The sequence below is a fragment of the Mariprofundus aestuarium genome (assembly GCF_002795805.1).
Classification (GTDB): Bacteria; Pseudomonadota; Zetaproteobacteria; order Mariprofundales; family Mariprofundaceae; genus Mariprofundus; species Mariprofundus aestuarium.
In genome coordinates this window covers 683,994-699,257 of the sequence record NZ_CP018799.1, presented here as the reverse complement: position 1 = coordinate 699,257, position 15,264 = coordinate 683,994, and the positions used below count along the sequence as shown (strand labels likewise).

9 protein-coding genes are annotated in these 15,264 nt (G+C 43.5%); 1 reads left to right on the top strand and 8 read right to left on the bottom strand.

Features of this window, described 5'->3' with window-relative positions; all coding sequences use genetic code 11:
- Nucleotides 1-212 precede the first annotated feature (212 nt).
- The 8 genes from Ga0123461_RS03515 to Ga0123461_RS03480 form a co-directional block, all read right to left on the bottom strand.
- Complete coding sequence (locus tag Ga0123461_RS03515) at nt 213-1,058, bottom strand: hypothetical protein (RefSeq protein ID WP_100277064.1); 846 nt, start codon at nt 1,056-1,058, stop codon at nt 213-215.
- Nucleotides 1,059-1,225: 167 nt separating this feature from the next.
- A complete protein-coding gene (kwaB, locus tag Ga0123461_RS03510; RefSeq protein WP_100277063.1) occupies nt 1,226-2,197 on the bottom strand; it encodes an anti-phage protein KwaB in 972 nt (323 codons plus the stop codon).
- On the bottom strand, nt 2,194-2,781 hold the full coding sequence (kwaA, locus tag Ga0123461_RS03505) for an anti-phage protein KwaA (RefSeq protein WP_100277062.1): 588 nt from the start codon (nt 2,779-2,781) through the stop codon (nt 2,194-2,196). The genes kwaB and kwaA overlap by 4 nt, the downstream gene beginning before the upstream one ends.
- Nucleotides 2,782-2,833: 52 nt before the next feature.
- Nucleotides 2,834-5,941 (bottom strand): type III restriction-modification system endonuclease, encoded by a 3,108-nt coding sequence (locus Ga0123461_RS03500; RefSeq protein ID WP_100277061.1) that lies wholly within the window; start codon nt 5,939-5,941, stop codon nt 2,834-2,836.
- A gap of 10 nt (nt 5,942-5,951) precedes the next feature.
- Entirely contained in the window at nt 5,952-8,003 is a 2,052-nt protein-coding gene (locus tag Ga0123461_RS03495; RefSeq protein ID WP_100278659.1) for a site-specific DNA-methyltransferase, read from the bottom strand.
- Nucleotides 8,004-8,025: 22 nt separating this feature from the next.
- Nucleotides 8,026-9,846, bottom strand: coding sequence for a DUF262 domain-containing protein (locus Ga0123461_RS03490; RefSeq protein ID WP_100277060.1), 1,821 nt, complete (start codon nt 9,844-9,846; stop codon nt 8,026-8,028).
- Nucleotides 9,847-9,856: 10 nt separating this feature from the next.
- Nucleotides 9,857-10,531 (bottom strand): DUF4391 domain-containing protein, encoded by a 675-nt coding sequence (locus Ga0123461_RS03485; protein WP_100277059.1) that lies wholly within the window; start codon nt 10,529-10,531, stop codon nt 9,857-9,859.
- Nucleotides 10,528-13,800 carry an SNF2-related protein gene (locus tag Ga0123461_RS03480; RefSeq protein WP_100277058.1) on the bottom strand — a complete coding sequence of 1,091 codons (3,273 nt, stop codon included), beginning with the start codon at nt 13,798-13,800 and terminating at the stop codon, nt 10,528-10,530. Before Ga0123461_RS03480 ends, Ga0123461_RS03485 begins: the two co-directional genes overlap by 4 nt.
- Nucleotides 13,801-13,947: 147 nt before the next feature.
- On the opposite strand from Ga0123461_RS03480, the gene Ga0123461_RS03475 reads away from it, so the two are divergent.
- The gene (locus Ga0123461_RS03475) at nt 13,948-15,063 is read left to right on the top strand and encodes a hypothetical protein (protein ID WP_100277057.1); all 1,116 of its coding nucleotides are present in this window, start codon (nt 13,948-13,950) and stop codon (nt 15,061-15,063) included.
- Nucleotides 15,064-15,264: the final 201 nt, after the last annotated feature.

Here is a 15,264-nt window from a genome sequence, read left to right as displayed (position 1 = left end):
ATGGAGTTTGCCACCTCGGTAACAGAAGCCTGATTTTTAAAGGAATGGCTCTGCAGATAGCTTTAGTAGTATATCAAATCTTATCGATTTGTCAATAAGTAGTTGATTTTTCTGAGGAATTGTTGTGTATATGCAACAATTCCTACGTGGGCTTTGATTATTAGAGATCCTCATGACTTTTTTTGTTGCGTATTTGCAACAAAAAATATCTTTTAGCTAAAAAACATTGGTTTGTATTTAGATTCATAATTCTTTATGTCCCCAGTATCAGAAAGATATTCTCTTACCTTGAGAGCCTCTTCCGGATCATCTGCGGCACAGCTCTCATCCTCTGTGAAGATCATATAATCGAGCCTGAAATGCCCCTTATGCCCTGCTGCTTCAATTTCTGGACCAGGAAATGTAACGCCATGAATTATGTTATTGATGGTGTTCTGAGGCATATGACAACCAAACACCACGTTACGGAACTGCCATGCAAATAGAGCCAACCCTTTCAGCTCAAAACGTGCTTTACAATATCCCCAGTTCCATTCATCATCACATGGTATGTATCGGTATATTGGTGTGTCTCCCAGCCAGCCAATTTCAATTTTAATGACTAAGGCGATTGGGCTATTAAAGCTGTCTGAGTTCTTATCTAGCTTATTCTTTGGGCTCTTGATTGCAATGAGGTCAATATCATCAGATTGCGTTTGTAGTTGACTCATCAACTCAGTAAATTCTGATAGATTTTTGTAGAATCCTACTCTGGGGTAAATCCTATCATCTACGCCATCTAACCATTCTCGGCGTACTCCGAATATTTCACATGACTTCTCCAACATCTCTTCATCAAGACGCTTGAGTAATGATGAGTCTGTATTGATGTCTTCATATGATATTTCAACTCCATGGTTTTTCAGAAAGCGTGGAATTTGGGTTCGAGCAACACCATGAGCTTCGAAGAGCTGCACAAAACGGCGAACTGGTTCTTTATTTATTTCGCTTTGTATTGCTTCCTTTGAAGAGGAGGCAGCAGCAGGGATTTTCAGTAGCTTCTCAATCCACCCAAACATATCAACTTGCTCCGCAACTCTTGAGCAGTTGAGGCTTCTTATCTTCAAAGCACTTCATTGATTTTTGCTTCGTATAAAGCGTGTCGAAAACTTTCCGATTTTCATTTGTGCCCGATTTAATATCTCAACAACATAGATGATATTTACGTTATAAATATTCGACCTTCTCATGACTCAGTAGTTGATTCATTTTCAACCGCTTCCAAAGAGTCTTTAGCCAAGCTGTCATAATGACGTTTTGTCAATTCGGACTGGAGAAAGTCATCATTCAGGAGCTTTAGAAATAGATTCTGAGATACTTTAGTTTCCAATCTAAGCTTAGTGCCATCATCATTTACCTTGAACTTCCCACGAAGAGCGGGATATGTGCTTACAAAAGTAATAATTTCTTCATTCGGTATAACCCCGAGTACTGGTGATGCTCTTGCAACCCGCACTAGCTTTCTTGCAAAAGATATATCATCAATACGGCCCTCAAGAGGACTTATATCAACCACCAATTCAGAGTTTTGAATATTGGTTAGACCTTGAGTAGCAACATTTTTAATTGCTTCATGAAATCCAAAAAATCTCTCTAAAGTTTTCAGGTCAACAATATAGTAATCATCATCTATGTGCATAAACTCAAATTTTGAATTAATTCGGAGAACTTCTTCATCGAGTTGAACCAATCGACTTCCTCTGTGGAAGTACCCCCCATCTCTCTTCAATAAAGCCACAGGATATTGATGTTTATATATAGCCATCTGAGTTTGACCATGGCCTAGAATAATCAATATTCCTTCAAGATGCTTAAGATCATCTGAACTAAAATCAAAAGAAGGAAAATCATCTGACTGTAGAACTGTTTCTAAGTTTGAAAGTTGGAAAGGCAGTTCTGGAAGATCATATTTATAAATTGCATTTGAGCGATCATCGGCACCCGATATGTCCAGAAGTGAAATCTCATCATTAAGAAGAATGGCCTCGCCAATTGATGCGATGAATTTTTGTGTCAGCTCTTCATGTGCACCTTCATCCATATCAACGCGCTTAATACTTATTTCACCATTAGAATCTAATAGAAAAAAGAATTCAGCATCGCACTTTTTGTCTTCAATGACTCCAGATATTGTAGATCGCAACTTGTCTAAACTCATGATCTCTCCTTGGCAAAATAAACTCTACTATCCAACTCTAAATACTGAATATATTTACCATCCTGGAGATGGCTTTTCGTAATCAGAACAACTTTTACCTTCTCTCCGGTACGCTTCGTTACCACAGCAGAGTAGAGACGAAACCCCAATATGGCCAAGGTTGGATTTGCATAAAACTTATCTGTTTTGACATAAATTATTCCAATAACAAACAGGAGAACTCCGAGGGCGATTAAATACCTGGTGCTTGTTAAATTAAAGCATATTAAAGGGATAATATATGTTGTTAGGAATGTAAGGTGCTCATAATTCATGTCTTCAACTGATTCAATGGTAACCGGGTTCGACTTGCTTCCAGCGATCTTATAATTAAACCGCAAGAAATAGATCATACCAAAAACGATGAAAATTATTGCAACTGCTGGCACTACATTTCTATTTAACAGTTCGCCAAAGCCTATAAAGGTACATCCATCGCCAAAGCAAATTGGAATATCAACCGTAACAACCACAATAAGAAGAAAGAGTAGCCAAAGAGATACAATATAAAGCTCAAATTTTTCTATTACTTGATTATGTGGCATTACATCAACCCATGCGCTGTCATGAATAGCGATTGCACTTTTATGCGATCAATCAATTGGATGCTCCAACTATATCCATCAACTTCCCGTAGTCGGTCACCACATCATACTTCACCTGGTCGGCTGCAACCTGGCAGTTTAATTTGTCGAAAAACTTACGGGCACATTCGATTTTCTTCTCTTCTACACCACGCAGTTGCATCGTAGACATAGACCCCTTGGTTTCTGCTACGAAGTAGATGTGTCTGACGCTTCCTTCTTTAAAGGAGATAGCCCAATCGGGGTTGTAATCACCAACAGGGGTAGGAATCAGGAAGCCACTGGGTAGCTTGGCATAGACAACCACTTCGGCGCTGGTGTCCAGCTCTGATACAAATTCACGTTCAACTTTCGAGTCTGTAATCACATAGTCGTAAATATGACGTTTGAGTGGAGAGCCTGCATTGGTGAAATCCTGTTTGCTCTGACCGACCGTGAAGATGTCGGTGTCGTATTGATCGGCTGTTTCATTATAAGTCAGCCGCTCAACAATGACTGTCGCTTTTTGTTCATTGATCAACCTCGAAGCTTCAGTAATGAAGTGTTCAGGGTTCATTTTGAACTGTGAAAATATTGCTGGCTGAACTGTCGACAAGATATCGGCAATGGTCTTGCGGGTAAGCTGAGTGTTTTCTGCCAGCTTGCCTAACAGATCATATTTGACCATTGAATGAACGGAAGTTGTCTCCTTTGCCTGTTCTGTGTTCTTGAGAGTGAAACCCTCTCCACGTTTAAGTTGTGAATCGGTAACCTGGTCGCTCTGAATACCCGACTGGATTGTATATTGTAACGGAGTTACCCGTAGCTCTGAATCCAGTGTGCTGACACATTTTTGAACCAACTCATCAGAATCGAAATCAACTTGATAAACAGCCTTGCGATTGATTCGCTTCCATAACTCCTGGAACTCTTTCTTGTCGAAGTTGTCATTCAGTGGATTTGTCTTTGGCTTGCGGTCATCACCCACGTCCGGAAGCTGCGATTCACTGAACACACTATCAATGAGTCCAAAAATCTGTTCTGCATAAGGAGCAAGCTCAGGAGGTAGTGCAGCGAGAGTGCCTTCAGTTTTAGCTTCATGGTAAATATCCGCAACCCGATCAGCATCATCGGTATAATCGTTTTTGAGCAGATATTTATATATCTGCCTGGCCATGATCTGCGTTACTTCCATTGGGCCAGCTTCTGTAGTGATTGTCTTGCCGATAAAATATTCTTCATCAGCTTTCCGGGGTCTGGATGAAAGTGTATCGCTGATCTCACGCTGCAGGCTGGCTACAAAGTCCTTATAGCTTTCGCTGGCAACCACGGTAAGTACATTAATGTCGTGTACCGTTGCCGGATGATCCATGCGGTCTCCGTGTTGATTCACAGACAAACGCAGTCCACGACCTACCTCCTGTCTTCTGGAAATAGTGTTATCACTGTGTTTAAGCATACACATTACGAAAACATTGGGATTATCCCAACCTTCCCTGAGAGCTGAATGGGAGAAGATAAAGCGAACCGGCTCTGCAAATGACAATAGCCGCTCCTTATCTTTCAGAATCAAGTCATAGGCATCGACATCATCCGTAAGGCCAGCATCCTCACCTCTTTTCTTCACTGCTGGATCAACCATCTTGTTCTTCTTATCGATTGAGAAATAACCGTTATGAGTCCGGCCAACGTCAATGCCCGCCAGATAACTCCGATAGTCTTCATTATCCAGTGCCAGTTCGCTGAGGTAGTCCGACTTCAGTTGCTCGTATTCCTCTTCAAATATGCGTGCATAATGGCCTTGTTCATCTGCCTGGCTGTAGTCGCGGTATTTAACCACTTCATCGATAAAGAAGAGGGATAGTACCTTGATCCCCTGGGCAAAGAGCTTCTGCTCTTTCTCAAAATGTGCCTTGATGGTCTCGCGAATTTGAATCCGCCTTATCGTCTCTTCAGTGACGTCTCCGGTCGCTTCACCAGCGGCAAGGCAATGCCCATTAGTGAATTCAACCGTATCACTATTAGCATCGATCTGTGAAATCACAAAGTCACGGTATTGGTCCAGCTCTCCAGATGCATCGAACAGATTCTTGCCCTTTTCAAGGCGCATGAGTTTCCTTTGAATTTTCCCGGATTTAAGTTTTATCTCAAATTCTATACGAGCAATTGGAGCCTTTTTTGAAACCTCAATGGATTCCAAATAGAGGTAAGGATTGGTGCCGGCAAGCCCCTTTACAGAAATGCCGCGAACACCGATTTTTTTCACCAGTTTCTGGTTATAAGCATCCAATGCATCAAGACGATGAATCTTATTGTGCGTAGTCTTATGGGTTGCCGAATAGCGTAGAATCATCAATGGATTGAATTTTGCCAGTGCACCTAATGTCCTGGCCCCCTCCATCTTTTGCGGCTCATCAAGGATAAGGATGGGACGATTGCTGCTGATAACATCTATTGGTCTACGAGATTGAAAATCATCCAACTCATCATAAATGCGGCGATTGTCTTTGCCCGTTGCATTAAACGCCTGAATATTAATCACCATGACGTTGATGCCAGCATCAGAAGAGAAGCTTTCAAGATGATGAAGCTGTCGAGAATTATAGATAAAGAAGCGGGCCTTCTTGCCGTAGCTCTCGGTGAAGTGCTCGGCTGTGATTTCTAGCGACTTATAAATGCCTTCGCGAATGGCAATGCTTGGCACTACAATGATGAACTTGCTCCAACCATAGAGCTTGTTCATCTCGAAGATGGTTTTGATATAGCAATAGGTCTTGCCGGTCCCTGTCTCCATCTCCACATCAAGATGAACTCGGCATATATCTCGCGCTGATTTTTTATACGCTGGTGGTGCTGGTTGGTTATTGCCTTGCCTGTCTTTGATATAGAAGTCATCGAGAGAATTCGATATGGGGAGGTTCTGCCGATGCTGAACATTATAAACGTTCTTTAGTAATTGCTCGTCAGTTAGCTGGATGCCGGCATTCTTGAACCCGACCTCCTCGTACATGCTCGACTGTTTCATCGCCCCCGGATCGATCCGATACTGGATGCCGGATGTATTGACCTGACCGGCAAAGCAATCGACGACGGCTTCAACGGCATTGGTCTGGTATGGCTGAACTTTGAATTTGAGTTTCACGCCATGGACCTCAAATCGCCTTCACTTCGGTGCCCGGAGACATCTGCCGGAAGATTTGCTCGACGTTGATTTTGACGGCATCCGAGGCAAAGCCATTGTCCCGGAAGACAACACGCAGGGGTTTGTACTTGGCCAGATCTTTCACCAGCTCTTCGCTGACCCCTTGATCGAAACACGCAATCAAAGCATTCTCATCAACAAAGAACACTGATTTCCCCTGGATGGTTTCCCTGCGAATGGGCAATGACAAATCCACACCCCAATCCAACAATACCTGGAATAGCAAATCCTCGGGTGTCCGACCATGCTTGATGTTATCAACTCTGGTCAAGAGATCACCCTGCGCAATGACGTCCGGGGTATAATACACATCGGCCATATTAGATGAGTCGATTTTGAGCACACGAAAACCAACATCCTTATTCCAAGCATCGTGATATTCACCCTCTAGAATTTTCTTTCCAGCACGACGAAGGCGCTCTTTAGTCAGCTCGGAAACAACGCAAGAGCGATTTAATTTTTCTAGAAATGCCACTGCAGACTTTGCACCCTTCGCCTTTGGGTTTATTACCTCAGGTAATTGTACCAACACATAACGAATAGCCTTGTTTTCTTTGGCATTTAATTCTAACACCGCATGCCCGGTGGTGCCGGAACCTGCAAAAAAGTCCATTACAATGTCACCATCTGAAGTACCAATGTACTCAATCCACCTGGCAAGAACTTCTTTATCTTTAGGGTTGTTAAAAACTTTCGCTCCAAACAACTGATTTAATTCATTACTAGCCTGCAATGCACTTCTGTAAAAGTAGGAGCCAGCCACTTGAATTGGCAAATCATCAGACTCTTCTTCGTCCATACCTGAGCACTCTTGCCCCTCATCTACCTCAACGAGATATGTTTTTCGAATTGGTGGTTCAATGTGGTCCTTTCGGAACACAACTTTTCCGAGCCGAATCATCTCATTCATTTTTTCGATAGTACTGTAACGCCATCCTCCCTCTGGAACTGTACAAGGGACATTAGTTTCAGGATGTATAACATCATATGTTGGCCCATCACCACCAGGCCATGACATATTGTCATCTCGCCATACGCCCTTATCGTCAACCTTATTATATCGCGAGTGCTTCTTTGAAGGATGTTTCTTTGGCAAACTCGCATAAAAATCTCGGATCCCCTTTTCAACAGCTTCATTATCGCTGCCAAAATCTTTTCTGAGCTTTAGATACTCATCTAGAATTTCTTTCGCACCCGCCTTTGCTTCTCTCCATTTGATTTTTCGTTCCTGAAAGAAGGCTTTATTTTTGGCAAACACTAGTATGTACTCATGCCCAACTGATACTAACTTGGCATCATTCTTCCTCCCCTTTTCCCAAATTAAAGAGGCAATAAAGTTATTCTCGCCAAACACTTCTCCACAAAGTTCTTTAAGATTAGCAAACTCTGCATCATCAATGCTAATGAAAATGACTCCATCCTCACGAAGACAATTCCGCGCCAATTTCAATCGAGAATACATCATGCTCATCCAATCTGAGTGAAATCGACCATTTGACTCCTTGTTTGCTACAAGACGATTTCCTTCTTCATCTTTTTGATTGGATCGTTTCAAAAACCCTTCAGTATTTTCAGCAAAGTCATCATCATAGATAAAGTCATTGCCTGTGTTGTAAGGTGGATCAATGTAGATCATTTTGACCTGACTAAGGTAGGCCTCCTGCAAGAGTTTCAATGCATCCAGGTTGTCACCTTCAATGAAAAGGTTTTTGGTAGAATCAAAGTCGACACTTTCTTCTGGACATGGACGAAGTGTTTTAGCGATTGGGGCATTGGCAGTAAGCAGGGCCTCCCGTTTACCTGGCCAGTTGAGGTGATAGCGCTCTTGTGGACCTTCCACGATGGAATCAGAAAGTTCCTGCTTCAACTGATCGAAATCTACCGCCAGCTTCACCTGACCAGATTCATCCCGTGCCTCAGTCACACAGCCGGGGAAAAGGTCACGGATGCGGTCGATATTGTCCTGGGTCATATCCGGCGAATGCATTTTCATTTTTTCCATTTCATAGTTCCTTTTATTAACTTCAATCTTGTTGCTCATCAATACGCATTCCGTTAATTAACCATGTTTCGAATACAAGTTTTAGTAGAAACCGTTGTCTCATGGACACCTGTTCTTTAGTCCATTCCGAGAATTGATATTGGTACTCTTCTTTGAATTTATTGAGCTGAGTATTCTTACCAATGCTGAATTCATGATTGAGTAAGGCGGTGGTTAAAACATTGGACTTGGTATATTCACCTTGTTTCTGGGCAAACCAGCCTTGTGTCATATCATTGAATTTATTGATGGCCTGGTTGATCGTGCCTTCAAGAAGGGTGACATTTCCAAGCATGTACAACGTGGACTCGTACTCTTCCTGATCCACAAAGCCTTCTGGAATAACCCCATCTTTTGGAGTTTGTGGAAGTATATGCTCAATCTGTAGGCTATTAAAAAACTCTAGCCCCTGTTCCGGTAGGTTAGCCTTTCGCCGCAGTGTGTTCTCAATTTGGCCAAGCACATAGCGTTGCCTATAGAGAGGATTGTAATGGTAGTGCCGCAGAGTAAGGAACGTCTGTTTAAACTCTCCTATCAACTTTCGGAGGTATGGCAGGATTGTGACGTTCACAACCAGAGATAGTTCAAGCTCAGAAGAAGCGGTGCGTAGTTTCACCGCCCAGTCGGTAAACAGGCGCTCATTGTTCTTAGCCTGAATGCCAAGTGTCGAGCTATAAAAGAAGAGACTCTCCAGTTGCTTGGCTAAAAATTCGATCATCTCTTTGGAGCAATCGATTCTTAGGGCAAGCAGTAAAACCAGATGCTGCCGCGACTTATATTTGTTGATAAAGCCAATTCGAGTTACAGCCGGATAGTCACCTCCATCCTTCTGGTACATCGTTGCATTAACTAGCGTACTGTAACGCTTGGATAGCTTTTCAAGCTCTGTAGCGAACCCAAGCGGATTGGCTTCATAAGCTATTGCCTTCTTGCCCTCTGTTGAGATGATCCACTTGTAAATCTCATCCTCACGCATAATGCCGTTGTAATAACGGGCCATAATAAAATAACGAAGGAAACGGAGTTGATTCTGATCTTCTCCGCAAGCAGCCAGATTAGCGCCAATGTTCTTCCATTTTTCCTTAATCTTTTGGAAGTCATTTTCCTTGGACTGGCTGAATATTAGATTCTTTACCAAATCCATGGCATTCAAACCGGCCCCACGCTGGTTAATCGTCTCGAATATCTTCAAAGCACTACTGAGATTCTCAGATTTAATTACAACCAACTCGATCTTTGAAAGAAAATACCGGACAAACGAAGTGAAATTATCAGTTCCAACATCCAGATAACCTTGCATGTGCTCTTTTATTGTTTCATACGCCTCCTGCATCCGTTTAATAGAGGAGGTCTGTTCGTCTGTGTAGGGCGAAGAAAGGATTAATTTACTCAGGAAGTCCTTGCTCTCTTGATACTGAAGGTCGAGCCGAATCTGTGTCTCATCGGTTTCAATATCAAAATCAGAAAGCCACTCATTGATTGTTTTGAAATAGCTCTGCTGTTTTTTATCCAGCTCCAGAGTGGCGAACAAGTCCCGGAATGCACATAGGGTAAGAACAATCGTGGTAAGTCGCTGCTGGCCATCAATTACATCAAAACGACCTTTGTTCTCAACAATAATGATAGAGCCGATGAAGTAACTCTTTTGCTCAATCTGGCCCTCTTCATATTCATTATCGATATCGACCAAGAACTGTTCAACTTGATCATCCACTTTCCAGACGTACTCCCTTTGATAGTCAGGAACCAAAAAAAAGTAGTCCTTCAGCTTTGATATACTGTGAACATCGGCTTTTATCTCCATGTGTACTCCCCTAAGCCTCGTGAGCCTTTAACTCTTCCAATTCACTTCTTAATCCCCTCAACTGGGCATTGATCTCCACTTTTCGATTAAACTGCTTTTCATTGGCAAGGCGACCAGCCAATTTATCCATTTCACGTTGTTTGGCATGCATGCGTTCAATTCTGGCGGTAAACGTGGAAAGAGATTCCCCTTGTCTGGCATCAACAGGGATCAATGCCTCCAACAAATGTCCGTAAAGACTACCCAAGTCCAGTGACATAGGTAGTGGCACTCTATCAGAATCCGTATTCAGCCAATCAGATGAGAAGTATTCACTACGCACCCACTTATTACGATCCGCCTCATTCGGACGTTTATAGCACGCCTTCATGCTGATTTTATCTTCATACTTCAATTCAAAAATAATCGGGAACTGTACTGCCTGATCAATGCATCGGAGAACTTCATTGCTCAAGGTGTCTGTCTTCTGCTTTATAGAAAACACTTGGATCTCTGGCACACTTTTAGTGGCTGAAAGATGGATCGTTTCAGGTGCAAGCTTATACTGCCAGACAATCTGTTCGACCTGTCGTACAAACAGTTCTTTTACCGCCTGCGTCGGCTTAACGTGTTCATAGATCTTGGTTTTGGGTAATACCCGCCCAAACGCCGCCTGTTTAGGCCATGAAAACAGGTTTTCGCTCACACCATATCCTGAATCACCAGGAAGGTGATAAGTTCAAAATCGTTCAAGCCAGCAATAGTATTTACCAGCGCAGTGGTCTTACCTGTGGTAAACAGACTATCCAGGTCTTTCTCCTCTTTGACCTCAATCATGGAGCGGATCGATGCATTGAGCAGTTCTGAATAAGCCTGCATCTTGCGGCCATCGCCAGTCTCCTGATTAAACCTGTGACAGATCTCAAGCAATGGAGCACTTTGCCCCTTGCAACTTGCCCGAACCAGATCGAGCAGGCGCTTCACATCTGTATGGTCTGTGATGACCTCGCCATCGTGGCCAATGTACACCAGATAATAGGGATGTAGCCGGTTGTGCTGGTTGACATTCACGCCTTCATTACGATTTCTCAGAGTGAAAATCACACCTGGCAATAGGCCCACTTCGGGTTTGGCCTGTACAACAGCATGTAAACCGTTCGGGGTGTTATTCAGCTCACCATTCACTTTGACATAATTGAGAAGGTCCATGCGGAAATCATTCAAGCCAAGATCAGTGATGGATACACCTGTCTTCAAATCCTCTAACTCAATGACCTCTTCCTGAAGCCTGCGAAGTTGCTCTTTTCGGTAGGCCACATCATTAGCTTTCGCACTCAGCACATTATCGTCACCGGTTGCAGTCACGTCTGCAATCACCATTCGGCTTTCCACTCGCTCTTTAAGGTTGATGTATTCATCCAGCGAGATATCAGGCCAATAGTTCACAAGCTGGATGCTGTCATTAATGGAACCAATTCGATCAATTCGTCCAAAGCGTTGAATAATACGAACCGGATTCCAGTGAATATCGTAATTGATCAGATAATCACAATCCTGGAGGTTTTGGCCTTCGGAGATACAGTCAGTGCCAATCAACAGATCAAGCTCTGCTGGTTCATCAGGCAATACAGCTTGCTTCTCTTTGGAACGCGGCGAGAAGAGCGTCAACAGCTCCTGGAAGTCATAGCCCTTTTTCAGTGTCGACCTGGGAGCATCTTTGCCTGTCACCTTAGCTGAATGCAGTTGCAGCGAGTCCCGAAGTTCAGGAGCCAGATTGGCATAAAGATAATCAGCCGTATCTGCAAAGGCAGTAAAGACAAGCACCTTTTTGTTTCCTGGATTGATAGGGTTACTGATCTTACTAAAAATCTGTGCCTTGATATGTTGCAGCTTGGTATCATCCTCTGGAGAGACCTTCTTCATGGAAGCCAGTAATGCATCGATAATTTCCAGGTCCAGGGTGAGATCATATTCCCATGAGGGGAGATCCATATCAGCCAAACTGATCTTTACCTTGCCACCAATGACATCATCGCCGATATCGGTGAAGTCATCCTCTTCAGCATCCAGTGCTTCGAGACGTTCCGACCAGTCACTCACATCTTCCAGAAGCCCTGATTGTTTGAACGATGCGATTTTGGCCAACGTATTGGTGTGATTATTGTGAAGAGTCTGCAGGGTTAGCCGGAATGATTGAACCGAACTCTCCAAACGTTTAAGCAGGTTCGTGGTCATCAGAGCCTGAAGGCTGCGCTCACGGTCCACCTGTCTCAGCTTACCTTTGCCGCCTTCAACCTGTGTATCGTATATCTCCTCATATTTCCTCAAACGGCTTGGCAGAATGTAGCTAATAGGGGCATAGACGGAGAGCTTTAACATCGAAAGCTGCTCAAATATCTCATTAAATCCCATAACATCTGGACGGTTTGTCAGTTGACAGTGGAACGACAAGGGCTTGAGCCGCTCTGGAAACTTACCTATCTCACTGGTATCGTAGAAATTCTGAATATGCTTGCGGGAGCGGGCAATCGTAACGCTGTCCAGTAACTCGAAGAAATCGAAGTCGAGCGCATCCAGGATGGCTTTGGCTGTACGCTCTTCAGGAGGTAGCTTGGACCAGAAATTGAAAGCCTTTTGTGCGTTGCGGAAAATCTCTTCGACTGATTTCCCTGTACGCAAATGCTTAGTCAGGTTTTCTGATTCACCTTCATAGGCCAGAGCAAGCTGATTGCGAAGATCATTGAAGCGATTGTTCACCGGCGTTGCAGAGAGCATCAGCACCTTGGTTTTAACACCATCGCGTATGACCTGATTCATCAACTTCTGATAGCGAGTCTCTCGCTCTTTGACTGCATCGTTGTTGCGGAAGTTATGCGACTCATCAATGACTACCAGATCATAATTACCCCAATTGATCCGGTTTAAGGGGGTACCATAAGACTCTCCGCTGGTGCGGCTTAAGTCAGTATGGCACAAGACCTCATAGTTAAACCTATCTTTGATGAAAAGGTTCGTTCTCAGATTGCGGTTAAAGTTGAGCCAGTTATCTGCAAGCTTCTTTGGACACAGTACCAGTACAGACCTATTTCTAAGTTCGTAATACTTGATGACAGCCAGTGCAGTGAATGTTTTTCCAAGGCCTACGCTGTCAGCCAGAATACAGCCGTTATACTTTTCCAGTTTATTGATAATACCTGTCGCAGCATCTTTCTGGTAATTGAAAAGCTTCTGCCACACCAATGTGTCCTGGTAGCCAGTGCGATCGTTCGGCAAAACATCCTCATCAATATCTTCCAGAAATTCACTAAAGATGTTGTACAACATCAGAAAGTATATGCGTTCCGGTGAATTTTCCTGATAGACCGAGGCTATATGCTCGCAAATCTGCTCGGTCACATCTTCAACCTTGGAAGTGTCATTCCAGATTTGGTCGAACAAATCCAGATAGGTGGCTGCATGGCTCTGCTCATCAAGCTTGTTCACGATATTGGAAACTGCATTTCCCGGCTGATAACCCAGATCAACTGCAGTAAACCCATGCAGAGGCATGTATGCAGCGCTTTCATGGTTGCCATCAACACATGCAAATTGCTGCATAGGTGCTTTAGACCGATTAGACCTGAAACAGGCCTTACGCCGCAACCACTCTGCACACTCTTTGGCAATCGCTCTTTGGGTCAGCTTATTCCGAAGCTGTATCTCGAATTCATTGCCATAAAGGCTGCGCTCACGGTCAAGTTTTGGGATGTGGAATTCACGATGCTCTTTACGAACCTTGTCTGTTGCTTCACCCGTAACAAATGTCGGCGATGTGAAAATAAACTGAAGCTCATCAAGCTTTTCCAGCTCTGTTTTTAATGCTTCATATGCATAAATTGAAAAACAGGAAGCAGCAACTTTCAGTTTGCCACCCGACTTTAAGGATTCTTTAAGATCATCGCCAAAGAGCGTGTTTACATTATCAATAATTTTCATTGATTATTATATGCAAACGAGACGAATCAAATGATATCGAAAGTATTCATATCCAGTAATCAAAACCCCGCCCCCTCTACACCTATCTGTAACATTATAGACAATTTACAGTGAGGTGAAACTTTTAGATAAAAAGAGAGGTTAAGCATGGAGAAAAATGGGCGAACTTTATCACGGGAAGAGTTGTACGAATTGATCTGGTCAATGCCAGCAACAAAGCTGGCCAAAGAGTTTGGTATATCCGATGTTGGCCTTGGAAAAATATGCAAACGCATGGAGATTCCAAAACCGACGCTGGGTTATTGGCGAAAGGTTGAAGTTGGAGGACGGGTGCCTCGAAAAGCTAAGCTGAAAAAGCTGAGCTCCAAAGGACAACAACAAGCGACTATCCGTCCAGCACCACCTGAAAGCCAATCCATGAAAACTATCAGAAAAGCTGAAGCCATTCCTTTTCCGGATGAATTGGTTGCCCCTCATCGTCTAACAAAGAAAACATTTGCATCATTCAACAAGGCCAAAACTGATGAACGGGAAATTCTTCTTTCTCGAAACAAAGTCTACCTCGACATTCATGTAACTCAGGACTGCCTTGATCGTGCTTGCCTGATCATGGATACGTTAATCAAAGAGATAGAGTCCCGAGGATTCAAGATCCTCACCATTGGCGACCGGCCATTGAAAACTATTGTAGAAGTCGATGATGAACATATTGAGATCAGTCTGGATGAAAGAGTGCGTCGAACAGATTATAAGCCCACAGCAGAGGAGAAGAAAAAGTACAAGGAACGATCCTGGATGCTGCCCAGATACGAGCATCATCCAACCGGCAACCTATCACTGAACATCCGTACCTGGCAGGCACCTCGTAAAAAATGGTCTGATGGCAAACGCCAAAACCTTGAGAATTGTCTAGGCCCATTCATTCAGAGCCTTCGAGAAACCGCTTCCTGCATCAAGTCAGCTCGTGAACAACATCGGATTGATGAAATCAGATGGGCCGAGGAAAAGAAGCTCCGAGAGGAACGCGAGCGTCTGGAACGAATCGAAAAAAGGAAAGCTGAAAAACTGATGGCAGATGCCAATGACTGGCATCAAGCTGAACGCATTCGGTCTTATATCCAGCAGGTTGAGTCACTGCCTGAGATCAGCCTTGAACTGGCTGACTGGATTGAATGGTGCAAAAAACATGTGAGCCAAATCGATCCTCTAAATAACCCGGAAACTCTTCCGCTCACCATTGATGAACACTCATTGTACTACTGACTAAGTGGTAGAAAGGTCTACTGCGGCCTATGGGAGAGAAGTGCGGCACAGGGAATCCAGATATCCAAAATACGGAACCTCAGTGTCCTAATATCGACAATTGAACATCCGAATGCAGGCAACTGAGTTTCCGAAATTCGGCATTTCAAAACCCCAATAAACGCCCTTCCGGGAGAGTGTTACCTGATATTGGTAACAAAG

Bases quoted from the DNA above. Each gene is read 5' to 3' on its own strand.
- Ga0123461_RS03515 (WP_100277064.1), bottom strand. From the start codon at position 1,058: ATGTTTGGGTGGATTGAGAAGCTACTGAAAATCCCTGCTGCTGCCTCC.
- kwaB (WP_100277063.1), bottom strand. From the start codon at position 2,197: ATGAGTTTAGACAAGTTGCGATCTACAATATCTGGAGTCATTGAAGAC.
- kwaA (WP_100277062.1), bottom strand. From the start codon at position 2,781: ATGCCACATAATCAAGTAATAGAAAAATTTGAGCTTTATATTGTATCT.
- Ga0123461_RS03495 (WP_100278659.1), bottom strand. From the start codon at position 8,003: ATGGAAAAAATGAAAATGCATTCGCCGGATATGACCCAGGACAATATC.
- Ga0123461_RS03490 (WP_100277060.1), bottom strand. From the start codon at position 9,846: ATGGAGATAAAAGCCGATGTTCACAGTATATCAAAGCTGAAGGACTAC.
- Ga0123461_RS03480 (WP_100277058.1), bottom strand. From the start codon at position 13,800: ATGAAAATTATTGATAATGTAAACACGCTCTTTGGCGATGATCTTAAA.
- Ga0123461_RS03475 (WP_100277057.1), top strand. From the start codon at position 13,948: ATGGAGAAAAATGGGCGAACTTTATCACGGGAAGAGTTGTACGAATTG.